General features: G+C 68.7%; 18 protein-coding genes. 12 read left to right on the forward strand and 6 right to left on the reverse strand.

What is annotated here, in order from left to right:
- Positions 1 to 90: 90 nt before the first annotated feature.
- Complete coding sequence (locus GOAMR_RS08125) at positions 91 to 954, forward strand: polyphosphate kinase 2 family protein (protein WP_005185340.1); 864 nt, start codon at positions 91 to 93, stop codon at positions 952 to 954.
- Between the two features lie 62 nt (positions 955 to 1,016).
- Here the strand turns inward: GOAMR_RS08125 and GOAMR_RS08130 are convergent, their stop codons facing one another.
- From GOAMR_RS08130 to aceA, 3 genes are all read right to left on the reverse strand, one after another.
- Positions 1,017 to 1,688, reverse strand: coding sequence for a hypothetical protein (locus GOAMR_RS08130; protein WP_005185341.1), 672 nt, complete (start codon positions 1,686 to 1,688; stop codon positions 1,017 to 1,019).
- A gap of 174 nt (positions 1,689 to 1,862) precedes the next feature.
- Positions 1,863 to 2,753: a 3-hydroxybutyryl-CoA dehydrogenase gene (locus GOAMR_RS08135; RefSeq protein ID WP_005185344.1), complete on the reverse strand. Its 891-nt coding sequence runs from the start codon at positions 2,751 to 2,753 to the stop codon at positions 1,863 to 1,865.
- A 233-nt stretch (positions 2,754 to 2,986) separates the two neighbouring features.
- Positions 2,987 to 4,279 (reverse strand): isocitrate lyase, encoded by a 1,293-nt coding sequence (aceA, locus tag GOAMR_RS08140; RefSeq protein ID WP_005185346.1) that lies wholly within the window; start codon positions 4,277 to 4,279, stop codon positions 2,987 to 2,989.
- Positions 4,280 to 4,669: 390 nt separating this feature from the next.
- On the opposite strand from aceA, the gene ramB reads away from it, so the two are divergent.
- Both ramB and GOAMR_RS08150 read left to right on the forward strand, forming a co-directional pair.
- Positions 4,670 to 6,133, forward strand: a complete 1,464-nt coding sequence (gene ramB, locus GOAMR_RS08145; RefSeq protein WP_005185349.1) for an acetate metabolism transcriptional regulator RamB — start codon at positions 4,670 to 4,672, stop codon at positions 6,131 to 6,133.
- Between the two features lie 210 nt (positions 6,134 to 6,343).
- Positions 6,344 to 7,756 (forward strand): lipase family protein, encoded by a 1,413-nt coding sequence (locus tag GOAMR_RS08150; RefSeq protein WP_005185352.1) that lies wholly within the window; start codon positions 6,344 to 6,346, stop codon positions 7,754 to 7,756.
- Between the two features lie 181 nt (positions 7,757 to 7,937).
- On the opposite strand, the gene GOAMR_RS08155 is transcribed toward GOAMR_RS08150, so the two are convergent.
- Entirely contained in the window at positions 7,938 to 8,351 is a 414-nt protein-coding gene (locus GOAMR_RS08155; protein ID WP_040514724.1) for a DUF4189 domain-containing protein, read from the reverse strand.
- A gap of 274 nt (positions 8,352 to 8,625) precedes the next feature.
- Here GOAMR_RS08155 and GOAMR_RS08160 point away from each other — a divergent pair, with 274 nt between their 5' ends.
- A complete protein-coding gene (locus GOAMR_RS08160; RefSeq protein ID WP_005185357.1) occupies positions 8,626 to 10,038 on the forward strand; it encodes a lipase family protein in 1,413 nt (470 codons plus the stop codon).
- Positions 10,039 to 10,469: 431 nt separating this feature from the next.
- Positions 10,470 to 11,711 carry an HNH endonuclease gene (locus GOAMR_RS08165; RefSeq protein WP_244427329.1) on the forward strand — a complete coding sequence of 414 codons (1,242 nt, stop codon included), beginning with the start codon at positions 10,470 to 10,472 and terminating at the stop codon, positions 11,709 to 11,711.
- A 147-nt stretch (positions 11,712 to 11,858) separates the two neighbouring features.
- Here GOAMR_RS08165 and GOAMR_RS08170 read toward each other — a convergent pair whose 3' ends face one another.
- Together GOAMR_RS08170 and GOAMR_RS08175 are read right to left on the reverse strand one after the other, a co-directional pair.
- Positions 11,859 to 12,326, reverse strand: a complete 468-nt coding sequence (locus GOAMR_RS08170) for a MaoC family dehydratase (RefSeq protein ID WP_005185364.1) — start codon at positions 12,324 to 12,326, stop codon at positions 11,859 to 11,861.
- A gap of 60 nt (positions 12,327 to 12,386) precedes the next feature.
- Entirely contained in the window at positions 12,387 to 12,803 is a 417-nt protein-coding gene (locus GOAMR_RS08175; protein ID WP_005185367.1) for a DUF4189 domain-containing protein, read from the reverse strand.
- 110 nt (positions 12,804 to 12,913) lie between these two features.
- On the opposite strand from GOAMR_RS08175, the gene GOAMR_RS08180 reads away from it, so the two are divergent.
- The 7 genes from GOAMR_RS08180 (at position 12,914) to GOAMR_RS08210 (ending at position 26,512) form a co-directional block, all read left to right on the forward strand.
- Entirely contained in the window at positions 12,914 to 13,450 is a 537-nt protein-coding gene (locus GOAMR_RS08180; RefSeq protein ID WP_005185372.1) for a carboxymuconolactone decarboxylase family protein, read from the forward strand.
- The gene (locus GOAMR_RS08185) at positions 13,447 to 14,388 is read left to right on the forward strand and encodes a DUF4132 domain-containing protein (protein WP_005185375.1); all 942 of its coding nucleotides are present in this window, start codon (positions 13,447 to 13,449) and stop codon (positions 14,386 to 14,388) included. The genes GOAMR_RS08180 and GOAMR_RS08185 overlap by 4 nt, the downstream gene beginning before the upstream one ends.
- Positions 14,389 to 14,648: 260 nt before the next feature.
- On the forward strand, positions 14,649 to 19,475 hold the full coding sequence (locus GOAMR_RS08190) for a hypothetical protein (RefSeq protein ID WP_005185378.1): 4,827 nt from the start codon (positions 14,649 to 14,651) through the stop codon (positions 19,473 to 19,475).
- Positions 19,472 to 20,614 (forward strand): ATP-binding protein, encoded by a 1,143-nt coding sequence (locus GOAMR_RS08195; RefSeq protein ID WP_005185401.1) that lies wholly within the window; start codon positions 19,472 to 19,474, stop codon positions 20,612 to 20,614. The genes GOAMR_RS08190 and GOAMR_RS08195 overlap by 4 nt, the downstream gene beginning before the upstream one ends.
- Complete coding sequence (locus GOAMR_RS08200; protein ID WP_005185404.1) at positions 20,611 to 24,012, forward strand: DUF5682 family protein; 3,402 nt, start codon at positions 20,611 to 20,613, stop codon at positions 24,010 to 24,012. The genes GOAMR_RS08195 and GOAMR_RS08200 overlap by 4 nt, the downstream gene beginning before the upstream one ends.
- A 49-nt stretch (positions 24,013 to 24,061) precedes the next feature.
- Positions 24,062 to 25,591, forward strand: coding sequence for a hypothetical protein (locus GOAMR_RS08205; RefSeq protein ID WP_005185407.1), 1,530 nt, complete (start codon positions 24,062 to 24,064; stop codon positions 25,589 to 25,591).
- 75 nt (positions 25,592 to 25,666) lie between these two features.
- Positions 25,667 to 26,512 (forward strand): class I SAM-dependent methyltransferase, encoded by an 846-nt coding sequence (locus GOAMR_RS08210; RefSeq protein ID WP_005185410.1) that lies wholly within the window; start codon positions 25,667 to 25,669, stop codon positions 26,510 to 26,512.
- Positions 26,513 to 26,524: the final 12 nt, after the last annotated feature.

A 26,524-nucleotide genomic window follows, 5' to 3' on the forward strand; every position in this document is an offset into this window, starting at 1 on the left:
CCGTGATCGGCCCCTGCCCGAGCGGCTGCCGGACTGCTACGGGTAGAACCTGAAGGCAGTATCAAGTTGTAGGCACATGAAGGGATGCACATGTCACGACACCGCAAGCCCGGCTGGGGCGAACCCGCCGCCGAGGCACTCCGCGTCACCTCGACCGGACCGATAGCCGAGTTCGACGCCGAGTCGACGCCCGGTTTCGACGGCGACAAGGAGTTCGGCGAGACGCTGCTGGCCGAACGCGGCCAGGTGCTCGCCGACCTGCAGGAACTGCTCTACGCCAACGGCCGGGCCGGCGACAACCGGTCGGTGCTGCTGGTGCTGCAGGGCATGGACACCGCGGGCAAGGGCGGCATCGTCCGGCACGTGGGCGGACTCGTCGACCCGCAGGGCCTGGCCATCAAGGGTTTCGGCAAGCCCACCGAGGAGGAGCTCGAACACGACTTCCTGTGGCGCATCCGCAAGGCGGTGCCGCCGGCCGGCCGGATCGGGATCTTCGACCGCTCCCACTATGAGGACGTACTGCCGGTGCGCGTGCACAATCTGGTGCCCGAGTCGGAGTGGTCGGGTCGCTACGAGCTGATCAACGAGTTCGAATCCGAGCTCGTCGCCGCCGGCACCACGGTGATCAAGTGCGCGCTGGTGGTGTCCAAGGACGAGCAGAAGGCCCGGCTGACCGAGCGGCTCGAACGCACCGACAAATACTGGAAATACAATCCCGGCGATATCGACGAACGCGGTTTCTGGGACGACTACCTGGAGGCGTACCAGGCGATCTTCGACAAGACCGACAACGACGACGCGCCTTGGCATCTGATCCCGGCGAACAAGAAATGGTTTGCCCGCCTTGCGGTCTGCGAGTTGCTCATCGACGCTCTGGAAAAGCTCGAACTGAATTGGCCCAAAGCAGATTTCGACGTCGAGGCCGAGCGTGCCCGGGTGGCCGAGCTCGACTGATCCCCACACGCAACACAGCGCCCCCGCGGCCGAAACCGCGGGGGGCGCTGTGTTGAGAGGTATTACTTGGCCGAAGGAGCGGCCTTCTTGGCGGGAGCCTTCTTGGCCGGGGCCTTCTTCGCGGGAGCCTTGGCGGCAACCTCGGTGGCGGCCTCGTCGGCGTCGGCCTTCACCTTGGCGCCGGCGTCCTCGACGGCCACAGCGGCCTCTTCGAGCTTCTCGGCGACACCCTCGGCGGCCTCTTCGACGGCCACGGCGGCGTCGACGGTCTTGCCGCTCACGGTGCCGGCCAGCTTGGCGGCGCGCTCACCGACGGCGCGGGTCTGAGCGGAGACGACGCCCAGGGCGTCCTCGGTCAGCTCGACGGCGTCGTTGTAGGCCTTCTCGGCGCGCTCGATGTTCTCGGCGAACAGCGGCTGGGTGCGCAGGCGCTCCAGAGCGGTCTCGCCGCGCTCGGCCAGGCCGTTGTAGAAGCTGGTGGCCAGCGCGACGTAGGCGTCGACCTGCTCCTTGACCTCGTCGGCGGTGAACTTGCCCTTGAGCTCCTCGAAGTTGGCCGGAACCTCGTCGGGCAGCTCGTTGAAGCGGACCTTGGCCTTCTCGAAGCGGGCCTGGGCGTCCTCGGTGGCGGCTTCGGTGCGCTCACGCAGCGAGGCGACTGCCTCGTTGAACTGGGTGAGGGCGAGGTCGCCCGCGCCGACGAATGCGTAGAGGGGGTTGGCGAGAGTGGTCATGTCGAACTCCTTAGGTTCTCTACCCTGGTGCCCTTTTCCGTTCACCGGACCCGGGGAGGGGTCCTCGTGCGCTCTACCGAAGTGGCGGGATGGGCGGTGGGTGTTTTTCCGACATCTCCAAGTATGCCCCGTTTGCTAGCAAATGCAAGCGCTCTGCTAGCAATGTGGCTGACCTCACCGTTTGGACGTGGAGGGGGCTGCGCCATAGGCGTAGAAACCGCGGCCGGATTTCTTACCCAGCCGGCCGGCGTCCACCATGCGCAACAGCAGCGGCGGCGGCGCGTACAGCGGTTCCCGGAATTCCTCGTACATCTTGTCGGCGATGGCCTTGATGGTGTCCAGGCCCACCAGGTCGGCCACCTTCAGCGGACCCATCGGGTGCGCACAACCGAGCGTCATCCCCTTGTCGATGTCGTCGACCGAGGCAAATCCGCTCTCCGCCATACGGATTGCCGACAGCAGATAGGGAACGAGCAGCGCGTTGACGATGTATCCGGACCGATCATCGGACCGCACGACCTGCTTGCCCAGCACGTCATGGGCGAAAGCTTCTGCGCGCGAGGAGGTCTCGGAGGTGGTGAGCATGGTGCCCACCAGCTCGACCAGCGGCAGCACGGGCACCGGGTGGAAGAAGTGCATCCCGATCACGCGGCCCGGGTCGGCGGTTGCCATGCCCAGCTTGAGAATCGGGATGGACGACGAACTCGACGCCAGCACGGCGCCGGGATCGGTCACGATCGCGTCGAGCGTGGTGAACAGGCCGGTCTTGACGTCCTCGTCCTCGACGACGGCCTCGACGACGAGCTGCCGGTCGGCGAAGTCGTCGAGCTCGGAGGTGAACGTCAGCCGCCACGACGCCTGGTCGCGTTCGCGTTCGGTGAGTTTGCCGCTGGAGACCCCGCGGTCGAGTGACCCCAGAACCCGGGTCCGGGCAGCGGCGGCGAGTTCGGGGGTGGTCTCGTACACCAGGACGTCGGTGCCCGCCCGGACGCAGACCTCGGCGATTCCGGCGCCCATCTGGCCGGCGCCGACCACACCGACCCTGCTGATCGCCTCGGGTGTCACGCTTGCTCCTCGCTGAATCTTTACGGGCAGACGGGACTTGCCGATGCCCGCACCGCCGCGGGACAGGCGGCGGATATGACAGCGCCGGGGTGGGCGGGAAGCTCCCGCCCGCCCCGGCGTGTCAGCTAGGCGTCACGCCGCGATCGGTAGGCATTCGACCTCGACGCGACGTCGGCAGTACTGATCGGAAGTGCCGCAAGGCAATTCCGGTCGGCAGTTCTGGTCGGCAATTCCTAGTGGAACTGGCCCTCTTCGGTCGAGCCCTTGAGTGCGGCGGTCGAGGTGTTGGGATCGACGGTGGTGGCGATCCGGTCGAAGTAGCCGGCGCCGACCTCACGCTGGTGCTTGGTGGCGGTGTAGCCACGGCTCTCGGCGGCGAACTCGCGCTCCTGCAGGTCGACGTATGCCTTCATCTGCTCGCGGGCGTAGCCGTAGGCCAGGTCGAACATCGAGTAGTTGAGGGCGTGGAAGCCGGCCAGGGTGATGAACTGGAACTTGAAGCCCATCGCGCCGAGCTCGTTCTGGAACTTGGCGATGGTGGCATCGTCCAGGTGCTGCTTCCAGTTGAACGACGGCGAGCAGTTGTAGGCCAGGAGCTGGTCCGGGTACTCGGCCTTGACGGCCTCGGCGAACTGCTTGGCGAGCTCCAGGTCGGGCTTGCCGGTCTCCATCCAGATCAGGTCGGCGTAGGGAGCGTAGGCCTTCGCACGGGCGATGCAGGGCTCGATGCCGTTCTTGATGCCGTAGAAGCCCTCGGAGGTGCGGGTGCCGTCGAGGAACGGACGGTCACGCTCGTCGACATCGGAGGTCAGCAGGGTCGCGGCCTCGGCGTCGGTACGGGCGACGACGACGGTGGGGGTGTTGGCGACGTCGGCGGCCAGACGGGCCGAGGTCAGGGTGCGGATGTGCTGCTGGGTGGGGATCAGCACCTTGCCACCGAGGTGGCCGCACTTCTTCTCCGAGGCCAGCTGGTCTTCCCAGTGGGTGCCCGCGGCGCCGGCCTTGATCATGGCCTTCTGCAGCTCGTAGACGTTGAGGGCGCCACCGAAGCCGGCCTCGCCGTCGGCGACGATCGGAACGACCCAGTTGTCGACCGAGGTGTCACCCTCGACGCGGGCGATCTCGTCGGCGCGCAGCAGGGCGTTGTTGATGCGCTGGACGACGCTCGGCACCGAGTTGGCCGGGTACAGCGACTGGTCGGGGTAGGTGTGGCCCGAGAGGTTGGCGTCGCCGGCGACCTGCCAGCCGGAGAGGTAGATGGCCTTCAGGCCGGCGCGCACCTGCTGCACGGCCATGTTGCCGGTGAGGGCGCCCAGGGCGTTGATGTAGCTGTCGTCGCCCTTGGTGACACCCTCCCAGAGGATCTCGGCACCGCGGCGAGCGAGGGTGTGCTCCTCGATGACGTTGCCCTGCAGCTCGGCGACCTGCTCGGCGCTGTAGTCGCGCGTGATGCCCGCCCACCGGGGGTTGGTGTCCCAGTCCTGCTGGATTTCCGCGGCTGTGCGGGGCTTTCCGACGTTGCTCATTGCCTACTTCGCTTTCTCAATGTCCTGCGATCGACTCTCGCGAGCCGCTTGCCTGAGGAGACGGCCGGCGCAGCACCGTCGGTTCGATTTGCGAATCGTCGGTGGGGTGCCGGTGGTGTCTGGAAAGAGGTTGCCACAATGAAAACTCGCAGGTCAAACACCTGATGGATGCGAATCGGAGCCATAGTCAGGATATTTTTTGCAAAGTTTGCGAAACTGAGGATGTGAAACTGACAGCCCGGGCAATAAAAAAGTACGCGCGTACTGGGATTTTGCCGACCTGCACCACCCCGGGGTGGGGACCCGGTTCTTACCGTGCGGTAACCCCGGCACCGCACTCAGCGCACCGAACCTGTGAGCGGATTCACACGGCCGGGCGGGGCTGATCCGATGGCCAGGACCACACCGGGCCCCGGCAGAAGCACGGGCAAGGCCACCGGGCAGCGCCCGTTCGTGGGCGCACGCCTGCGCCGGCTCCGGTCCGAACAAGGACTGTCCCAGATCGCGCTGGCCGCAGCCCTCGGCATCTCACCGTCGTACCTCAACCAGATCGAGCACGACGCCCGGCCGATGACGGCCAAGGTGCTGGCCAAGATCACCGAACGGTTCGGCATCGACGACGGCTTCTTCGATGCGCAAGACGACATGCGCCTGATCGCCGAACTGCGCGAGGCCCTCTTCGACGACGACGTCGACGCCCCCGCCGAGGCCACCGAGGCACAGGCGATCAGCAGCCTCGTCGCCTCGCATCCGGCGATGGCGCAGGCCATGGTCAACCTGCACCGGCGCTACCGCATCGCCACCGATCAGCTCGCCGCGGCCACCGACGAACGCGGCGACCGCAGCATGCGCGGCTCCATCACCGCCCCGCACGAGGAGGTGCGCGACTACTTCTATCAGCGGCGCAACTACATCCACGAGCTCGACGTCGCGGCCGAGGAGATGACCAGCCGGATGCGCATGCACTCGGCCGATATCCGCCGCGGGATCGCCCAGCGCCTGAGCGACGTGCACGGCGTCACCATCGTCAGCCGCGTCGACATGGGCGACCACGTGCTGCACACCTTCGACCCCCAGACCCGCAGGCTCGACATCTCCAACACGCTCTCGGCCGGCCAGCGCACCTTCCGGCTCGCCACCGAATTGGCCTACCTGGAGTTCGGCGACCTCCTCGAGCGCCTCGTCGCCGAGGGCACCTTCTCCGACGACACCTCACGCACCCTCGCGCTGACCGGCCTGGCCAGCTACTTCGCCGCCGCGGCGATCCTGCCGTACAGCCAGTTCCACGGCGCGGCCGAGGACTTCCGCTACGACGTCGAGCGGCTGTCGGCGTTCTACTCGGTGTCGTTCGAGACGATCTGCCATCGCCTGTCGACGCTGCAGCGCCCCAATCTGCGTGGCATCCCGTTCTCGTTCGTCCGGGTCGACCGGGCGGGCAACATGTCGAAACGGCAGTCGGCCACCGGCTTCCACTTCTCCTCCAGCGGCGGCACCTGCCCGCTGTGGGCGGTGTACGAGACCTTCGCCTCACCCGGCAAGATCCTCACCCAGATCGCCGAGATGCCCGACGGCCGCGACTACTTCTGGGTCTCGCGCACCGTCGAGCGCCGCGCGGCCCGCTACGGCCAGCCCGGCAAGACGTTCGCGATCGGCCTCGGCTGTGAACTGCGCCACGCGGCACGCGTCATCTACTCCGACGGCCTCGAGATCGGCCCGCAGGCCAGCATCACCCCCATCGGCGCGGGCTGCCGCGTCTGCGAACGAGTCAACTGCACCCAGCGCGCCTTCCCGCCGCTCGGCGCGATGCTGCGCGTCCACGAACACCGCAGCAGCGTCTCCCCCTACATGAACTGACCCGTCTTCGTTGCCTTCCTTCGCCGGTTGAGGTGTGAGGAGCGCGAGCGACGAGCCTCGAAACCCCGTGAGCCGACAATGTCCCAGCCCGGCCATCGTCACAGCTTTGTAACCCGCGACCCGATCCCACCACCTGTAGAGATCCACACCAATAAAATCCGGCTTCACGCCACCTCATCTTTCGCGTGGCATCACTGGAACGGAGGCCGGATGCGGCGCAGGTCGGGACGACTTCTGCAATCGGGGTCGGTGCGTGCCGCGGGAGTGTTCATCGCCGCGTCGGCACTGTGGGCTTCGACGGCCGTCACCGCGTCGGCGGTCCCGCCCAATATGCGCCCGGTCCCCGAACACGTCACCAAGACCATCGATTCGGTGGTCCCGCCCGCACCGTATCCACGGCTCACGACGATCCCCGACCGGGCGAAGGCCCCCGGCTATCCGCACAGCGTCCAGGAACTGCGGGCCGCGATCCTGCCGGCACCGGTGGGCGACACGTTCTTCGACGTGTGGCCCAAGAATCTGTCGGGCAAGAAGCCCGGCACCATCCTGCGCTCCCGCGACGTCACCGGTGTCACGGCACCGCTGGTGACGGTGCCCATCCGCTACGCCCGTCAGCTCAAGTTCGTCAGCACCGACGCCCTGGGGCAGCCGTCGTTCGGCACGGCCACCATCATCACGCCCCGCGCCCGCTGGACCGGTCGCGGGTCCCGCCCGATCCTCATCAACAATCTGCCCATCGATTCGATGGGCACCAAGTGCACGTCGGGGTACACCCTGGCGCACGGTTTCAGCGGCGACACCAACACCACGGACTTCTTTCCGCCCACCACCCAGTTGGCGCTGCATCGCGGCTACGCGGTGATCGTCCCCGACCATGAGGGCCCGCGGATGGCCTACGCCGAACCGACCACGGCCGGGCACATCGTCCTCGACTCGGTCCGGGCCGTATCCAACTACGACACAAAGACTTTCGGTGAATCGAAGGTGGGGATGACCGGCTACTCGGGTGGGGCGATCGCCACCAAGGGAGCCACCAAACTCGCCGCCGACTACGCGCCCGACGTCGCTCCGCGCCTGGTGGGCGCGGCCCTGGGCGGTGTCCCCGCCGACTACCGGATCCTGACCGCGAGCATGAACGCCAACCTGGCGACGGGCCTGTTCCACGAGGCCATGTTCGGGGTGGCCCGCGAACGCCCCGAACTGCTCACCCTCGCCAACAACGCTGCCCGATGGCTGGTCACCTCACCCCTCAAGGACGGCTGCGCGACGTGGGGAATCCTGGGCGGGCTGACATTAATGCCGTCGCAGCTGCTGTCGAATGACAACGATCCGTTCAATTCCCCTGTTGCCCAACGTATCTACCGGCTCACCCAGATGGCCGACAAGAAGTCGGTGGTGCCGCTCTACATCTACCAGGGCGCCCAGGAGTTCTGGATCCCGCCGACCGGCACCCGCAACCTGTTCGCCGAACAGTGCCGCCTCGGCGCCAATGTCACCTACCGTGAGGTCCCCGGCGAACATTTCCTCGCGACGGTCACCGGCTACCCCGACGCCCTCACCTGGCTGGACAACCGCCTCCAGGGCAAGCCCGCCCCCAATAACTGCCACAGCCTCCCCGGTTGAGGTGTGAGGAGCGCAAGCGACGAACCCCCTGCGCCGGTTGAGGCGCGAGGAGCGCAAGCGACGAACCCCCTGCGCCGGTTGAGGCGCGAGGAGCGCAAGCGACGAGCCTCGAAACCCCGTGAGAGAACAATGTCGTCGGGGTTCCGAGGCTCGTGCCACGGTTGTTGTGCCGGCAGGCCGGTCAGTACCGGGGCCGGGTGGTGCAGCCCCACACGATGGTGCGCCCGCCACGTGCCTCGCGCCTGGCCAGTTGCTCGGCCCGGAAGCGGGTCGGCGCGTACGCGTAACCCCACCGGCGGGTGTACGGATTCTGGGCCGCCGCACCGCAGTTGTTGTCCATGGTGACGGCCCACTTGCAGTCGTACGCGCGGCACTTGCGGATCGCGGCGCGGCGGGCCGAGGCGACCGTCGGATAGTCGACGGCCACCGCGGCGTTGCCGGTGCGCATGGAGATGGCGATGGCGCCGTACCAGTGGCCCGGACGTGCGTCGGCCTCGCCCGGCGCGGCGGCGATCAGGCCGGTTGCCGCCATCCCGACGGCCATGGTCGCGAGCCCTGCCCGCACCGCCGCTGACTTGCGTCGAAGAAGATTCATTTCGTTAGCCTTCCGAGCAAAGGAGTGGACCCGTCGACCATAGGCACGGTGTACTGCGGTTTTGAAGGACGGCCCGCGCCCGTTCCCCCGGTCGAACGACACCGGTGCGCGCTCGTGTCATTCACCCGATCGATATCACGTGAGTCCGGCTACTCCGGCAGACCGGACACCCCGCCACGGCATTGTCCCGGGGTCGCCGGATCACGGAGCCCGATCAGGGGAACGGTGGCCGTTCCCGGGACAGCGGTTCCCGACCGTCGTAGGGTCTGCCGATATGGTGGTTCGCTTCACGCGAGGGTCACGCACACCGGACAACCGCGGCCGGTGGCTCGCCGCGGTCTCGGCCGTGGCGACCGCGACGGTTGTGGGCCTGGCGGGGGCGGGTCCGGCGGGAGCCGAGCCGTTCAATGTGATGGCGATCCCCGAGCAGATCCCGCGCGCGATCGACGGCACCATCCCCGCGCCGCCGTATCCCAGGCTCACGACCATTCCGCAACGCGCGGTGACACCCGGGATGAGCCACCGCGTGCAGGAACTGCGCGAGGCCACACTGCCGAGCCCGACGGGCGACCCGTTCTTCGACCGCTGGTCACCGGCGCTTGGCTCGATGACGCCGGGACAGTTGATCGCCTCCCGCGACGTCACCCGCACCGCCGTGCAGGAGGCCATCGTGCCGATCCGGTCGGCACGTCAGGTCAAGTTCGCGACCCGGGATGCGACGGGCCGCCCGTCGTTCGGCACCGCGACGGTCCTGGTGCCGCGTAAGGCGTGGACGGGCGGCGGGCCGCGCCCGATCGTCGTCAACAACATCCCGATCGACGCCCTCGGCGCGGCCTGCACGCCGGGTGTCACCCTGGCCGGCGGCATCAGCCCGGCCACCAATCCGACCGATTACCTACCGCCCACAACGCAACTCGCCCTCGACCGCGGTTATACCGTGCTGATCCCCGACCATCAGGGCCCGCGCATGGCCTATGCCGAACCGACGGTCGCCGGGCACATCATCCTCGACTCGATCCGCGCGATCTCCACCTACGACGCGGATGCTTTCGGCCACAGCAGGATCGGCATGTTCGGCTATTCGGGCGGCGCCATCGCCACCAAAGGCGCCGCCCTGTTGACGAAAACGTATGCCCCCGAACTGAGCTCACGCATCGTAGGGGCGGCGTTCGGCGGTGTGCCCGCCGACTTCCAGATGCTGGCGGGCAGCATGAACGCCAACCTCGCCACCGGCCTGTTTCACGCCGCCCTGTTCGGCATCTCCCGCGAACGCCCCGAACTGCTGCCGCTGGCCAACCATCTCGCCCAGTGGCTGGCCACCTCCCCGCTGAAGAACGCCTGCTCCATCCCGGCGATCCTGCTGGGTGCCACCTTCTGGCCGGCGCAACTGCTGTCCAATGTGGCGGACCCGTTCCACTCGCCCACCGCCCGCGAGATCTATCGGATCACCAAGATGCAGGGCATGAAATCGTCGGTGCCGCTGTACATCTACAACGGCGCCCAGGAGTTCTGGATCCCCGCGGCCGGTGCCCGCAATCTGTTCCGCGACCAATGCCGCCTCGGCGCCAACGCCACCTACCGCGAGGTCTTCGGCGAACACATCATCGCGATGGCCACCGGCTATCCCGAGGCCATGACCTGGCTCGACGCCCGGCTCAAAGGCCACCCCGCCCACAGCACGTGCTGACCACCTCCTTGATCCCCGAGGCCGAAACGACGAAGGAGCAAGGATCACGAGGGGCCGGCGAGCCCACGGCAGTCGACGTGTTGAAGGTGGCTGATCAGGGAACTCCGCACCTATAGGCCCTCCTCCTTCCACAGTCGGTGCACCGTCTTCTTGGTCACCGCCGCATCCGTCTCCAACGATTCCGGCTTGTCAGCCTCGCCGCTGTCGTCGGTTGTCAGATCCGCCCGCTCGGCCACCCTGGGCAGACCCGGCGTACGCGCGTCGCCCCAAACGACGACGGAGCCTGCGACCTCATGTGTTTGTCAGACCCCTCTGTTACTGTGTTCACACCACCCTCGCCCATCTCATCAAGAGGTGTAAATCATTGAGCGGGAACACCTTCAGCAGAACAAACCGTTGCCATAGATCAAATGTTCGACTACCGTGTGGTCATGGACTTGGGGAAGATGACCAGCGAACTGATCGAGTTGGACTTCGGGGAGGAGGCCGATGGGCGGGCCTCGTTCGATGCGTTGCGTGAGGTGTTGACCATGACGAACGTGCTGCATCATCATGCCGCCGTTCTCGCGGGGATCCTGAATCGGTCCGCAGTGCTGAGGCAGCGAGGAGGGTCGTTGCGGCAGTTGCTGATTGATTTGGGATGCGCGCCGGCGACGGCCTCACGGTTGGTACGTGTCGCAACCGCGTTACCCGACACGCAGTTTCTCGCCGGACACACCCGCGACGGATACTTATCGCTTGAGCATGCCGACGCCGTGGTCACCGGACTTACCCACATCGAACGACGAGCGGGCACGCCACTCACTCGGCAGAGCCGAGTGGAGTTCGAGCGAGTGCTTGTGGCACAAACCTTTTCCGGAGCGTCTCCGGCCGAGGTGGCTGCGCACGCGAGGAGCGTCGGCAACAGTGTCGCCGCCGAAACGGATTCGGGACTGCCCGCAGCAGCAGATCGGAGAGTCGATGAGTTCACCGTCGCCGTCGACCGGGACGGCCGGACCCAGGTGCGCGGCGACCTCGACGCGGTGATCGGTGAGAAGCTGGCGACGCTCATCGACGCATTCAGTGTCGTGCGGCCCGAGCCCGACGGATCCGCCGACACCCGATCGGCAGGGCGGCGGCGCGCCGACGCACTCGAACGGATACTGGACGCGGCGATGGCCGCACACGATATCGGAGCACTCGCCGGGGCACCGAAAACCTCAGTGCTGCTGACGATCCCCGCCGACACACCCGACCTGTCGGCACTGCCGTGGGTCGGCCCCGTCTCGCGGGCCACCACGGAGCAACTCACCTGCGATGGCACCGTCACCACAATGATCGTCGACGGCGAGACCGTTCCGTTGGCGATGGGCCGCGACCGCCGGCTGTTTCCCGCGCATCTACGCAAGGCGATCATCGTCCGCGACGGCGGCACATGCATCAAGTGCGGAGCACCGGCCTCGTGGACTCAGGTCCATCACATCACGCACTGGTGCCAAGGAGGTGAAACATGTGTCGACAACGGTTGTCTGGTCTGCACGTCATGCCACAGCGACGTCCACCACGCCGGGTGGGATGTAGTGATGGGATATGACCGTCATCCGTGGCTGATCCCGCCCGCGTCAGTCGACCCGCGGCGCCGTCCGCTGCCCGCCCACAACCGGCGCACGATGCGCCTCGACAACGCCGCCTGACCAGAAAGTCACCGGCAAATACCCTGCGTACCTTGAGAATTTCATAGGGACCGGCGCCTACCCCACCGAGCATGCCGCGGGGGCCCCGCCCGTCAAACGAGTGGGGCCCCCGGGTTGATGCGTCGCCGCCCGAGTGGCGTGCGGATCTCAGTAGACGAGCAGGCGGATGTTCTCCGAGACCAGCGCGGGCTTGTCGATGCCCTCGATCTCGACGGTGTTGGTGACCACCATGTTCACGCCGACCTTCGTCTCCTCCACGGAGGTGATGATGGCGTTGGAGCGGATGCGGGAGCCGACCGGAACCGGATGCGGGAACCGCACCTTGTTGGAGCCGTAGTTGATGACCAACTTGGGGCCCTCGACGGAGAAGATGCCGCCGGCGATCACCGGGAGCAGCGACAGGGTGAGGTAGCCGTGCGCGATGGTGGTGCCGAACGGTCCGTCCTTGGCGCGCTCGGCGTCGAGGTGGATCCACTGGAAGTCACCAGTCGCCTCGGCGAACGCGTTGACACGCTCCTGCGTGATCTCCAGCCATTCGCCCGACCCGAGGTCCTGGCCGATGGCGGCCCGCATCTCGTCGACGGAGGTGAAAACTTTCGGTTCAGAATCAGTCATGAACCAAGACTAGTGGCCCGCGTCACCCCGCCTACCACGGGTGGGTGCGACATCGACGCGTCAGAACGGATCGTTGCTCGTGGCGCATCCGGAGGCGACGATCTGCCCGTTGGCGGTGCCTTCCCTGGCCGCGCGCTCGGCGGCGAGGATGTTGCCGCCGTTCGCCGAGGTCGTCAGGCCGGTGTAAGGGTTGGCGGCCACGGCGGCGCAGTCGTCATTCATGCGGGCCACCACCTTGCAGTCGGTCGCACCGAGGCTCGCGCACTTGTTCTTGGCCGACTTCGACGCCTTCTTCGCCGTCGACTTGCCGGTGGCGACGCCGTACCGCTGGGTCTGCTGCGAGTACGCGATCGCCCCGTAGGGACCGTCGGCGGCGTGCGCCTGTGTGGGAACCGCCAGCAGACCACCGGCCACCAGCAGCGCGGCGGCAGTCCCCAAGCCGAACCTCGCGGCCCGTCCGCTTCGTGGTGACGTCATCTGTGATCCCTTCGGCCGACGCACAAGTCTTCTCTATCGTAACCTCAAGGGTCACTATCGCCCATCGGAGACAGCCCCGTTCGTCCGTACCGTCGGCTACGGTAGCCCCCATGAGCACACCTCGCATCCAACCCGGCGATTTCCGGCAGCTCGGCCCGTTCAACTGGGCATTCTCCCGGGCGGCGGCCCTGGTCATCGGTGTCGACGACGCCCGGATCTTCTCGACGCTGGGCCGCTCGAAGGGGCTGTTCCGGGGGTGGCTGTACTTCAGTTCGCGGATGATGCCGTTCGGCAAGCTGTCCCGCAAGGACACCGAGATGATCATCATCCGCACCGCCCACCTGCGGGGCTGCGACTACGAGCTCGACCACCATCGCAGGCTCGGCAAGCGGGCCGGGATCAGCGACGCCGAGTTCGCCGACATCATCGAGGGCCCCGACGCCGGGTGGGGCGACCGGGAGCGGTCAATGCTGCGGGCCGTCGACCAGCTCGTCACCACCCACGACATCGACGACGCGGCCTGGGCTGCGCTGGCCCGGCATCTGGACGAGTCCCGACTGATCGCGTTTACACTGCTGGTGGGTCAGTACGATTCGCTGGCCACGACGATCGGGACGCTGCGCATCCAGCGGGACGACCGCCGATGACCGTGACCGTGACCGGACAGACTCCCACGGAAGAAACTCCACCGCAGTGGATTCCGGTCGGCGATCAGGCGATCGCGCTGGACGCCGACGGCAAGATCATCGCCCGCAACAAGTCGGGCAGACCACTGAAGTCGGTGCCGGCGAAGCTCAAGAAGACCGACGAGTTCGTTCAGCTCGACCAGTTGCGCGATTTCCTGGCCCGGCACGACGCCGATGCGGGGGCGCAAGTGCAGCGCTGGCTGCTCGACGGCCTGCCGGTGCCGACCGTGTTACTCGGTGAGCTATGGGCGGATTCGGCGTGGCGCAGTTGGCTGACGGATCTGGTGATCGCCACCCAGGAACCGGGTGGTCCGCTGGAGCTGGGCGGGTTCTTGCGCGAGGTGACCCCGCAGCCCGGCGGCAACCGGAGCGACGGGAAACGCGACCGCTCGCTGCTGGCCGTCGTCGACCTCGACGGCGAATCCACGACGATCGACGCCACGCACATCCTGATCCCGCATCCGGTGCTGTTCGGCGACGATCTCGACGAATTGCGCGAATTTGCAGTGGATCTGGGTATCACCTCGCGTTTCGACCAGTTGCAGCGCCAAGTGTTCAGTGCCCCCGGCAGCCCCGAGGGCCGGGCGATCAACGACTTCTCCGACGCCGAGTTCGAGCAGATCCGGTTCGCCGCCGGCCGCGCCAAGTCGCACGGTTTCTCCGTGCAGGGCGGTTATGCGGTGTGCCGGATCATCGAGGGCGGCAAGCGATATCAGGCCCGCATCTGGATCGGCGAGGGCGCACCGGACGAACCCACCTCGCTCGGCGAGCTGATCTGGGTCTTCGACGACACGACGCTGCCGGTGGCGCAGGTGCCGCCGGTCGCCTACAGCGAGGGGATGCGCATGGCCACCATCCTCTACGCCGGACGAAAGCTCGAGAAGGAAGACGGCGAATGAACACACGCATGCACCACGCCGCCCGAAGACCAGCGAAGGAAGACGGCGAGTGAACACACGCAGATGCCACGCCGCCCGAAGAACGGCGAAGGACGACGGCGAATGAACGCACGCACGCACCACGCCGCCCGAAGAACAGTGAAGGAAGGCGGCGAATGAACGCACGTAGATGCCACGCCGCCCGGAGAACAGTGAGGGAAGACGGCGAATGAACGCACGCAGATGCCACGCCGCCCGAAGAACAGTGAAGGAGTGTGCCGGTGAGCACGCTTGAGGAGGCCGGTGCGGTGCTGGCGGAGCCTGGTGAGCACACCACGCCGCTCGTCGCGCGCGGCTACACCCATCCGGGGCTCGGCGACCGGGTCGTGGTGCGGCTCATCGGCGAGGCGCTCGTGCCCGCCGAGGACGCCACCCTGGAAGTCCTTGGCCTGCAGCCGGAGTCGTCGACACCGGTCGGTCATGTGCGCCGCCGCACGATCGGCTTCCCGGCGTGGCCCATCATCACCGACCCGGCCAACGCCCGGCACGCCATCACCGCCGCGGCGGATCTGCAGCGGGCCCGCAAACTGGTGTCGGCGTCGGCGAATGCGGCGAAGGAGGCGATCACCGCCACCGCGTCGCGGCTCGGAGCGTCGGCCGCGCATTTTGTGCCGACCTTCCTGGAGGAGGCGGGCCGGATCTTCCTGGCCGCCGAGTCCCCGTCGTACGCGGCGCAGATGTTCGCCCAGGCCCGGGAGGCCGAGAGCACGCACGCGCTGACCGTCGACGAGGACCGGCACCGGGAGGCGTTCCTGGAGTTCGCCTTTGCCGGCGCAGTGTCGGTGAGGGCGCTCAGTGCGGAGGCCCGGCGACTGGAGGGCACGCACGATCCGGAGACCGCGCACCGGTTGCTGACGACGCTGGTGGTACAGCGCATCAAGGGTGGGCTGCCGCCGTATTCGGCGATGCGTAAGGACCTGAAACGGTCGGCCAGGTCCGCCGGTCTCGACGACGACGCCCAATCTCAGGCACTGATCGCCGAGATCATCGACATCCCGGCGCTGGCGAACGCGAACGCCGCGTTCTGGCGGGAGTACCGCACACCGATCGTCACCGCCGCCAAGGCCGACCCGGAGGTTCAGGACACGCTGTTGGCGATGGCCCCGCAGTCGGTGGAAATCAGTGTATGGCTGGATCTGCTGGAGGCAGCCGGATGTGTGGACCGGCTGCGCGAACCCGGCTATCCGGTGGCCGACTGGGTGCGGGTGATGTGCTCGCGACTGGCGGTGTGGCAGTGGAACCGCACCGACGACCAGAGCGGTTTCCGTGCCCTTCTCGACGACCCCAAGATCATCGAGAACCTCACCGCTGGAATCGATCCGGTAACCCTGCCGCTGGTGCAGGGTGCTGCGCAGATCCATCCGGAGATCCTCGATCAGCTGATCGGCATTCTCGGCGACCGCATCGTCGAAGCGGGTTCCCGCACCCGGTACGTGTCACCGATCGACCTCGACAAGTGGTGGCAGGACCGGGCCGGCAGCAATGGCCTGGAACATCTGGCCGGCTATGAACCGATGGCGAGATGTGTCCGCACCGGCATCGGCAGGTTTGTGGCGAACAACTCCGAACGGGTCGTGGGCACCGACTACACGATCCTGAAAAGCGATGTGGCTACGGCGATCCTGAACAGCCCTGGCCTGTCGGCGATGCTGCGGTCGTATGTGACGGACCAACTGTCGTCGCTCGCCGGACACCCGGACGGGCACAGTCTGACCGTCCCCGAACTCGCCGGCGTCGCCGAGTGGCTGCACCATCTGGCGCGGCCGGAACTGGCCGAGTTCCTGCACGAGGAGTTCGCGGGGTTGCGGGCGGCCATCGATCCGGCGGTGGCGGTCGCGCACAACGTGCGGCTCGGTTCACCGGACGAGTTGCACTGGCCGGTGGTCTCCGAACGCCTGACGGAGATCCGCAAGTCCAAGACGAGGCCGATCATCAACGAGTCCTGGCCGCTGATCGGGTTGGCCGACAGTGGAACGGTCCAATTCTTCGATGCCGCAGGGAAACTCGTTGGCGAGTTCACCCACGGCGGTCCCCGAAGCAACGACCTGCTCACCTTCACCGCCGTCCCGACGAACGCAGGCGCCGGCGTCGACATCCTGACCTGCTGGCAGACGGCGTCCTACGATGTCGGCTACGTGTGGTCGTCGGCTCCGACGACCACCGGCGTCGACGAGAAGTACTGGCTGAACGCCTCCCGCGAACTGATGTCGCTGCCGCTGCCGGCGGGTGGCCGCCTGTTCGGGATCGGGTCGGTCCTGCGGCCCGGTGACGCGCCGTCGCCGATCGGCAAGCAGCACCCCTTGCTCACCGATGGTGAACGATATTGGGGTGTCACCGATTCCGGTTCCATCGCCGAACTCGATCCGGTATCGGGTGGTCGCGCCGGGTCGTCGCCGCCCGCCTGGATCTCGGAGGTCGCCGAGAAGCTCGGCCCCGACTGGCGGTTGGCGCAGCAGTCGGTGTCGATGTACCGGGTCGGCGACCGGGTCGAGGGCAGCGCCGCCTGGTTCCGTCAAGTCGACTACGAGTACACGTTCCGGATCGCCTCGTTCGACGGTGAGACCGCGGAATTGAGCGGCGATTTCAGCGCCGACGGGGTGACCGAGTGGAGTCCGCCGTGCCGGGTGGTGACCTTGCCCGGCGGCCGCCGCTGGATGATCACCCGGGGCGGGGTCGTCTTCGATCTGGCGACCGGGCAGGTCACACGGAACGCACCGGGATACAACGATCCGATCGTGATCGCGCCCATGTACTGGCCGCTGCTGTCCCCGGTGGCCGCCGGTACCGGGGACACGTTGCGCGGTATCACCGTCGACCAGGCCCAGGCACTCGTGTCGGCGCACGCGAAGGGCGCCGATGAACTCGATGCCGCGGTGTCGTCGCTGTGCGGGCAGCCTGGCCCGATCGTGGCCGTCGTGGCCCGGTCGGTGACCGAAACACTCTCCGCCGCTGCCCGCCTCACGGCGATGATCGCCCCGCCCGAGCGGGAGGCGATCGTCGACCGCGAGTCGGGCTACCGCACCGAGGGTGCCAAAGAGGCCTTCGGCAGGGCGGGCCAGAACCTGTGGGACGACGACGAGTCCATCTCCGATCTCGCCGTGGCGGCCACCGAACTCGGTGTCACCACCCAGATTTCGACTGAAAGGTACCGGCGCGAGGATGCGCGCGGCTGGTACCGATACCGGCAGTGGCCCGAACTGTGGGGCAACCTGCCGGCCATGGCCACGTTGGCGGCGTCACCGCTGACCGGTGACGACGGGTGCCGCGCCCTCGGTGAGGTGCTGCGGGCGTTCACCGACAGCGGCCTGACCGGGCAGCCGGTGTTCATCCGCCGCATCGGGGTATCGACGTACGCGGACCGGTCGTGGAAGCTCATCGCCCCCAACGAGGTGATCGTCGCCCAGACGGCGTGGCGCGGCATGAGTACCTCGCAGGCGTGGCTGAGCCTGGGCATCGGCACTCCCGAGCCGCTGTCGGCTGTGGCCAAGGCCGACAAGGAGATCCACTCGCTTGATCTGCTGACGGCACCGGCGGTCACCGATGGTGTCGAACAGTTGCGGGCCGCGCTGACCGGGTCGGCCGGCAACGGAGTCCGCCTGGCCAGGGCATTCGATGCGGCCGACTGGGATTCGTTCGCCACCATCACCAACACCTCGCCGGGGATCGGCCGGATTCTGCTGGCCGCACCGAACGCCCGCCGCAGCTATGGCACCGATCTCGACAAGGCCGCCCGGGAACGGATCGGGGTGAGCGTCACCGATATCCGGACGACGCGGGCGGTGTTCGGCGATCTGGACGACGTCGATGTGCTGGCCGTGCTGACGGCCGCATGCCCCGCCGACCCGGCCGAGATCCTGACCGGCGGTCTCGACGTGGTGGCCGCCGCGCGCGAACTCTCGCGCCGGATGGGTGGTCCGCTGCCGATCGGGGTGGACGTGCTGCTGGCCGCCGACCGGGAGGTCGACGCCGACGACGAGGTGATCACCCTGGTAGGTGATCCCGGGCGGGCCGGTGACGCGTTCGCCGCCCGTCTGCGCGATGCCAACACCTGGAGCGTGTCCCGCACGATCCGGCAGTTGCACGCCGCCCTCGCCTGGCTGTGTTACCGGCTGCCCGGCGATTCCCCGGTCCGTACCAGGGCGCTCGCCGCGGCCGGCGACATCGACAGGATGGCCGGCGCTGCCGGGATCCGGCTGGAGCTGGGTACGGTGGATCCGACAATGGTGGCCGGCGTGTTCGGGCTGACAGCTGTGGACGCGAAATACACGGGGAAGCACGGCGGCATCGAGGTCGGCCCCGGATCGACGGTGCGGCTGTCGATCGCCATCGACACCGCCGCGTTCACCGATCAGGACCTGCCCGCGCTGCACGCACTGTTCGCCGAGTCCGAGGACTACGTCACCGAGGGCATGTCGACGGTGATCGCGTTCGCCAGGCACGGCCTGGCCGGTCTCGCCGATTCCCTGACCCCGGAGCAGGTCACGGCCGGGGAACTGCGCGACCCGCTGGTCTCGGTGCCCGACCTGGTCGTGACGGTGGCCGCGGAGCTGTCGCTGCCGGAGGACGCCGCCCGCTATTACCTGCAGCTGTTGGCCCTCCCCGATCCGACGGACGCCAATGTCAAGGCGTGGAACTCGTGGACGGCCGCCCGGTTGAAGAAGGCGGCAATCGCACTGGCCGACACCGAACTGGTGGTGTCGGCCAAACGTGCCCGCGCCGGGCGCGCGGTGTTCCTGCCGGGCGGCTGGATCTCATACAGCAAGGGGCCGTTACCGTTCGAGCTGTGGAAGGCGCCGCTGTACGAGCTGGAACAGACCGAACGACCGGAGCCGCCGCTGATCGCGGTGCTGCCCCAGGTGGGCGTCGGCGAATTGTTCCGGCGGGCATGGCAGCGGCGGGCCGACGGTGATGTGCCCGGCTATGCGAACGTCGCCGACATGGTGGGCAGAGATGGGGTGGGCAAAACCATGGTGGGCAGAGATGGGGTGGGCAAAACCACGGTGGGCAGAGATGGGGCGGGCAAAACCATGGTGGGCGGACGGCGATGACCACAGAACCGGCGCAGGCAGACTGGCAGATCATCCCGCCGGAGGTCGAGTTCGCCGACGAGCTCGCCTTTCTCGCCGGCTTCGACGACGGCCCGCGCCCGGCGGGCTGGCGGCTGACGCCGGCGGCGGTGGTCACCTTCGTCCTCGGTTCGGACGGGCCACTGAAATCGGGCCGTACGCGAATGACCATCTCACCCAAGTATGTCGGCGAGCGTGGCCTGGTGGAGCGTTGCGTGGTGACGCTGGCCGGGTCGCGTGGCCTGCTGCTGGTGGGTGAGCCAGGTACCGCGAAATCGATGCTGTCGGAGCTTCTTTCGGTAGGCATCTGCGGTACGGGTGCGCTGACCGTGCAGGGTACGGCCGGCACCACCGAGGATCAGTTGCGGTACGGCTGGAACTACGCCCTGCTGCTCGCCGAGGGACCGTCGCAGGCGGCGCTGGTGCCCTCGCCCGTGATGACGGCGATGCGGCGCGGCGCGGTCGCCCGCATCGAGGAGATCACCCGGTGCCTGCCCGAGGTGCAGGACGCGCTGGTCTCACTGCTCAGCGAACGCCGCATCTCGGTGCCGGAGCTCGGCGACGAGACCGTCTACGCGAACAAGGGTTTCGCGGTCATCGCCACCGCAAACCTGCGTGACCGCGGTGTGTCGGAGATGAGCGCGGCTCTCAAACGGCGGTTCAATTTCGAGCATGTCGACCCGATCTCCGACCGCGACGCGGAGGTGGCGCTGGTGACCCGGCGCACCGAGCAGGCGCTCGCCGACACCGGCGCCGCGCAATCGGTGGATGCGGCGGTGGTCGAGGTAATCGTCACCGTGTTCCGGGATCTGCGCAGCGGGCACACCGGTGAGGGCTGGTCGGTGGAGCGGCCGTCGACGATCCTGTCGACCGCCGAGGCCGTCGCCGTCAGCTCGGCCGTCGCGCTCACCGGTGCCTGGTTCCCGAATCGCGGAGATCGCTTGCGCGACATACCGGGCCAGCTCCTGGGCGTGGTGCACAAGGATGACGGTGACGACGCCGCCCGGCTGCTCGGCTACTGGGATGTGGCGGTCAAGCGCCGTGCCGACGCGGGCGGTGCCGGAAACCCGTGGCGCACACTGTGGGAGGCGCGCGGCCAGTTGGAGGGTACCGCGCGGTGACCGGTGACCCGGGTGTCGCCGTCACCGCTGCGGTGGCGGCGCTTGCCGGACAGCGTGATCCGCTGCTGATCGGGGTGCGCCATCATTCGCCGACGCTGGCCCGGGTCCTGCCCCGGCTGCTCGAGGCCGCCGCGCCGCGGGTGCTGGCCGTCGAACTTCCGGCCGAGGCCGCGGGCTGGGTGCGGTGGATCGGCCATCCGGACACCGTACCGCCGGTCGCGTTCGCGCTCGCCGATCCCGGCACCGATGCCCTGAGCTTTTATCCGCTGGCCGCGTTCAGTCCCGAGTACGTGGCGGTGCGGTGGGCACACGAGCATGGGGTGCCCGTCGAATGCATCGACCTGCCCGCGGCCGTATCCCGTGACGTCACACCGTCTTCCGTGGCATCGGCACCTCGTCCGGGGGTGGCCGATGCGCTCGCCGACCTGCTGGGCGCTCAGGCATCGGTGGATTCGTGGGATCTGCTCGTCGAATCCCGCGGCGCGGGCGCCGATCCCGAGGCGGTGCGGGTGGCCGCGCTGGCCGCGGGTTGGGCGCTGCGGGCCGATCACCGTCCGGACGAGGACGCGGAGAACGAATTGCGCGAGGCCCGGATGCGAACCTGCCTGCGTGCGTTCGACCCCGGCGTGGTCGCAGTGGTCGGTGCCTTCCACGCCCCGGCTCTGACCACCGGCATGCTCGCCGATCCCGCCGTCGAGGCCGCGGACGAGCTGCTGTTGCAGCGGTTTCCGGCCGACCGGAACCCGGTGGCCTCGCTGGTCCCCTACGGCAGCGCCGAACTCGACACCCGTTCGGGCTATCCGGCGGGGATCGCCGACCCCGCATGGCAGGCGGCCGTTCTCGCGCACGGTGATTCGCCCACGGAACTGAGAGCCGCGGCGACGGCCGCACTCACCGACATCGGCATCGAGGTCCGCCGGCGGGGACATCCCTGCGGCACAGGCGAGATCGCCGAGGCCGTCCGCGTCGCGGCCGACCTGGCCACCCTGCGCGGCCTGCCCGCACCCGGGCGCCGCGAACTCCTCGAAGCGATGACGGGCGTGTACGCGCAGGGCGACGTGTTCGGCCGGGGCCGGGTGGTGGCCGGGGCCGCGCAGCGGGTGCTGGTCGGATCGGAACGCGGGCAGCTCGCCCCCGGCACGCCCCGTTCGGGTCTGGCCGACGATCTGGACCGGCGGCTGGCCGCGCTGAGACTCCCGGCAGCGGCGACGGAGCTGCGCCTGGAACCGTTGCGCGGCAACCTCGACGCCGATCGGGAGATCTTTCTGCGGCAACTGCTCGCCGCCGGTATCGCGTACGGAAAACCGACCGCGGGAACCGGAGCCGGTGGTGCCCGGACCGTCGGGAGCCGGTGGAGCGTCGCGGTCACCTCCGCCACCCACGCCTCCACCGAGGCGGCGGCCCTGTTCGGGGTGACGGTGCCGCAGGTCGCGGCGGCCCGGCTGCGGCACACGATGCGGCGCGACGGGGACCGGCCCGAGACGGCGGCCCTCGTGCTGCGGCGCGCCCTGCACTGCGCGCTCGATGACCTGGCCGCCGAACTGATCACGGCGGTGCGACGACGCTTTCCCCACGAAGCGGGGCTTGCCGAGCTGACCGAGACGATCGCGCTGTGCGATGAAACGCTCACCGGGCAGTTCGCCGGAGCGCTCGATGACGGTATCGCCGCCCTGCGCGAATCCCTGACCGGCCTGCGGGCCGAGCTCGTCCCCCCGGTCATCCGGGAACTGGACGGGCTGGCCGGCGCCACCGACACCGGCGACGCGGCTCTGCTCGCCGACACTTACCGTACTTTGTACCGGACCTCTGGTGACGGCCCACTCCGGTTGCGGCACACAATTATCGGATTCGCCGACGGCGCCGCGTCGCCACTGATCCAGGGCGCGGCCTCGGCCCTGCTCGCCGTCGGCGAGGACGGACGGGACCTGCGCCCCCAGGTGGAGTCCCTGATCAGCGGCGCCACCGACACCGAACGCCGCGACCGGCTCACCGGCTACGTGCGCGGCATGCTCACCGCGGTGCCGCACCTCCTGTCCACCGCCCCCGAGGTGTTCGGCGCCTTTCACGACGTCATCGCGGGCCTGCCCGACGCCGGTTTCGTCGCCCGGCTCCCCACGCTGCGCGCCGCGTTCGACGGCCTCGCACCGGAGGTCCGCGAACGGCTACTGACCGAGACCGAACGGGCGACCGGGGTATCGTCGCGGCGCTCGGGCATCGACCCGGAGCTGGTGGCCGGGTGGGCCGACGACGACCAGCGGGCGTTCGACCGGCTGCGGGCACTCGGTCTCGCCGACGCCGCCTTCACCCCCGGCGTCCGCTGGCAACTCGTCCTCGGCAGACGCAGAGGTGGCCCGAATACCGCCGTCCAGCTGGGACGTTCCCTGGACCGGCTGTACGGGGCGCCGTCGACGCGGATCGAGGCGGGGCTCGGCATCGGCGGTGACGAGGCGCCGTATCCGACGGTCCGCGAATGGTCGGCTGATCTTGCCGAGCTGTTCGGCGCCGATGTGCGCGACGACGTGCTCGGTGCGGCCGCCGCCCGCGGTGACGCGGCCGCCGCACTGGCCCTGTCCCCCGGGACGGTGCGGCCGTCGGTGGAGTTGCTCACCACCATGCTGTCGCTGAGCGGCGGACTGCCGGAATCGGCCCTGGCCGGGCTTCGTCCACTGGTGCGGCGGTGCGTCGACGACCTCACCAAGGCACTCGCCACCCGACTACAACCGGCGTTGCGCGGGCTGCGCACAGCCCGCCCTACCCGCCGCAACACGCGGATCCTCGACGCCCGGCGCACCATCGCCGCCAACCTGAGCCGGGTATATCGCGACGCCGAGGGCCGTAACCGGGTCATCGCCGCCGACACGGTGTTCTCCGAACGAGCGCTGCGGCAGCCGGATTGGCATCTGATCATCGTCGTGGACGTGTCCGGGTCGATGGAACCGTCGACGGTGTTCGCCGCCCTCACCGCCGCCATCCTCGCCGGGGTGCCGTCGCTGTCGGTGACGTTCCTGGCGTTCTCCACCGAGGTCGTCGACCTCAGCGAGCACGTCGACGACCCCCTCGCACTGCTGATGGAGATCCGGGTGGGCGGCGGCACCTCCATCCAGGCCGGCCTGGCCGCCGCCACGGACCGCGTTCGCGTTCCCAAACGTACTCTGCTGGTGCTGATCTCCGACTTCGAGGAAGGCGGGTCCACGGCACCGATGATCGCCGCGATCACCCATCTCGCCGGATCGGGCGTCAGCATGCTCGGCTGCGCCGCCCTCGACGACACCGGGGTGGCCCGCTACCACGTCGGCACCGCCACCGCGGCCGCCGCCGCCGGGATGCCGGTATCGGCGGTCAGCCCCCTACGCCTCGCCGAGTGGGTGGCCGAGACGATCACGGGGCCTCGGTCATGATCGTACGCCTGGCCGAGTGGGTGGCCGAGACGATCACTGGGCCTCGGTCATGAGCGTGACACTCCCGGCCCTCGATCCCGCACTCGCCGCAGAGATCTCCGCGCTGCCGGACAGACTCGTCCGGCGGGCCACGAAACTCACCGAGCAGCAAGAGCAATGGCAGATCGAGGCCACCGGCGACCGTGTGCGGGTGACCATCGGCACCGCGACGGTGACCGTGACCCCACCGGGCGAGGTGGGCTGCGACTGCCTGCTCGCACCGAACTGCGCGCACCGCGCCGCGGTCATCGCCTCCAGCCCGATCGCCGACGGCACCCCCGAAGCACCCGAAACCACCGCAGCACCCGAAGACACCGCCGCCTCACCGCCGCCCGGCAGCGGCGACGAGCAGTCCGGGCTCACCGAAACCCAGGACGCGGCACTGGTTTTCGCGGAGAAGACGGTCGGTACCGTCGTCGCCGCGGGAACAGCGGAACTCGCCGTCGCCGAACGCGCCCACCTCATGCGGGCGGTGCATCTGGCCCGCAACACGGGCCTGCACCGTGTTGCCGCCACGCTGACGGCGCTGCACGCCGATCCGTCGGTGAGCACCCTCAGGGATGCCACGCTCGCCGTGTACGAGCTCCGCCGGGCGGCCGACGCGTTGTCTGTCACCCGCCACGACGTCGGCACGGCCCGAAGGTCGTACGCGGTATCCGGCAGCCTGCGGCTCGACGGCCTGTGGTGCGAGCCGGTACTCACCGCGAGCGGCTACGCCGGGGTGGTCACCACCCTGACCGACGCCGACGGCACCCCGTACACCGTCAACACGGTGCGGCCGGGCGTCGCCGCCGACGTGCCGCGCGCCTACCGGACCCCCGCCGGGCTGGGTGACCTGCTCGCCACCCACGCCGAGATCAGCAGGGGCAGAATGCTCTTGACGTCGGCAACAGTGAGCGCCGAGGGCAGGCTCGGCACCGGCCGCAACGTCCGCGCCTCCCTGTCCGCCGCGCCGTCGTCACCACAAAGCCTGCCCGACGGCGTGATCGAGGTGACCGGCGAGGTCGTCGGGGCACAGCCGCGGGAAGGCACCGCCGCCCTCGTGCTGACCGGACCGTCGGGAAAGCGACTGGAGTTCCACCCGGCCCCGGCGGCAATGGAACTCGCGGCCACCGCGATGATCCGCGCGATCGCGGCACGACCGGGTACGCGGGTGACCGTGCGCGTGCGAGGCGCTCAGCTCCTCGCCGTCCGGCGTGATGCGGCTTTCTGGCCGGACGACGACGCCTGCGACTGGCTCTTCCCCGGACTCGACTCGCCCTCGGCGCCATCGCCGGCGGCCGTGCTCGCGCCCGCGGACGACGGTGCACATTCCGCCGTCACCCCCGACGAGGTACTCGCCCGCTGGGCGAACCGGGTCGCCATCGCCGGCCGCCCCGCGCTGAGCCGCGGGGCCGCACAACTCGCCGACGACGTCGCCTGGTTGCGGTCCCATGCCAGTCCGCACCGCGCCGACCTGCTGGAACGGCTCAGCGCCGGTACCGACCTGACCCGGCGGTGGCTGGCCGTCGCGATCGCCGCCTCATCCGAGATCGGGTAGTGACAGGGTACCCTTACATGATTTAGAGTAGTAGTAATCCTCTAAATAGAGGCCGCCACTCCTAGGGAGCGCATCATGAGCGACACCCACACACCCGGCAGTCACACCGCGGGCACTCACACAGCCGGGAGCGAGCTGCCGCTCGCCGGCCGCAAACCCGAGGACATGCCCGGCCACTGGCTGCTCGCCCACCTCGGCAAGCGCGTGCTGCGCCCGGGTGGCCGCGCCCTCACCGAACAACTCCTCGACGACGCCCGCCTGGGCGGCGCGGATGTCGTCGAACTCGCGCCCGGCCTCGGCAAGACGGCGGTATCGATCCTCGACCGCAACCCGTCCGGATATGTGGGCGTCGAGGCCGACCCGGCAGCCGTCGCACTCACCGCGCAGGCGGTCGGCAGCAAGGGACGTGTCGTCGAGGCCGATGCCGCCACCACCGGACTCGACGAGGCGTCGGCCGACGCCGTCATCGGCGAGGCCATGCTGACGATGCAGTCCGACCGCGCCAAGGCGGAGATCGTCGCCGAGGCCCATCGGGTGCTGCGCCCCGGCGGCCGGTACGCGATCCACGAACTCGCCCTCAACCCGGACACCCTCACCGACGGTCAGAAGACCGAGATCCGCAAGTCGCTGGCCCGCTCCATCAAGGTCAACGCCCGCCCGCTCACCGAGCTGGAGTGGCGAAAGCTCTTCACCGACAACGGATTCACCGTGGAGAAGGTGGCCTTCGCTCCGATGGCGCTGCTCGAGCCGCGCCGGGTGATCGCCGACGAGGGCATTGCGCGCACCCTGCGGTTCGTCGCCAACGTTATCCGTAACCCGAAGGCCCGCAAGCGCATCCTGGGAATGCGCGCCACCTTCACCGAGTACCGCGACAATCTGGCCGCGATCGAGCTGGTCGCGGTGAAGAACGACGCGCCCTGACCGTGGACACAA

This window comes from Gordonia amarae NBRC 15530 (genome assembly GCF_000241345.1).
In the GTDB taxonomy this organism is placed as follows: domain Bacteria; phylum Actinomycetota; class Actinomycetes; order Mycobacteriales; family Mycobacteriaceae; genus Gordonia; species Gordonia amarae.

Bases quoted from the DNA above. Each gene is read 5' to 3' on its own strand.
- GOAMR_RS08125 (WP_005185340.1), top strand. From the start codon at position 91: ATGTCACGACACCGCAAGCCCGGCTGGGGCGAACCCGCCGCCGAGGCA.
- GOAMR_RS08130 (WP_005185341.1), bottom strand. From the start codon at position 1,688: ATGACCACTCTCGCCAACCCCCTCTACGCATTCGTCGGCGCGGGCGAC.
- aceA (WP_005185346.1), bottom strand. From the start codon at position 4,279: ATGAGCAACGTCGGAAAGCCCCGCACAGCCGCGGAAATCCAGCAGGAC.
- ramB (WP_005185349.1), top strand. From the start codon at position 4,670: ATGGCCAGGACCACACCGGGCCCCGGCAGAAGCACGGGCAAGGCCACC.
- GOAMR_RS08150 (WP_005185352.1), top strand. From the start codon at position 6,344: ATGCGGCGCAGGTCGGGACGACTTCTGCAATCGGGGTCGGTGCGTGCC.
- GOAMR_RS08155 (WP_040514724.1), bottom strand. From the start codon at position 8,351: ATGAATCTTCTTCGACGCAAGTCAGCGGCGGTGCGGGCAGGGCTCGCG.
- GOAMR_RS08160 (WP_005185357.1), top strand. From the start codon at position 8,626: ATGGTGGTTCGCTTCACGCGAGGGTCACGCACACCGGACAACCGCGGC.
- GOAMR_RS08165 (WP_244427329.1), top strand. From the start codon at position 10,470: ATGGACTTGGGGAAGATGACCAGCGAACTGATCGAGTTGGACTTCGGG.
- GOAMR_RS08170 (WP_005185364.1), bottom strand. From the start codon at position 12,326: ATGACTGATTCTGAACCGAAAGTTTTCACCTCCGTCGACGAGATGCGG.
- GOAMR_RS08175 (WP_005185367.1), bottom strand. From the start codon at position 12,803: ATGACGTCACCACGAAGCGGACGGGCCGCGAGGTTCGGCTTGGGGACT.
- GOAMR_RS08180 (WP_005185372.1), top strand. From the start codon at position 12,914: ATGAGCACACCTCGCATCCAACCCGGCGATTTCCGGCAGCTCGGCCCG.
- GOAMR_RS08185 (WP_005185375.1), top strand. From the start codon at position 13,447: ATGACCGTGACCGTGACCGGACAGACTCCCACGGAAGAAACTCCACCG.
- GOAMR_RS08195 (WP_005185401.1), top strand. From the start codon at position 19,472: ATGACCACAGAACCGGCGCAGGCAGACTGGCAGATCATCCCGCCGGAG.
- GOAMR_RS08205 (WP_005185407.1), top strand. From the start codon at position 24,062: ATGAGCGTGACACTCCCGGCCCTCGATCCCGCACTCGCCGCAGAGATC.
- GOAMR_RS08210 (WP_005185410.1), top strand. From the start codon at position 25,667: ATGAGCGACACCCACACACCCGGCAGTCACACCGCGGGCACTCACACA.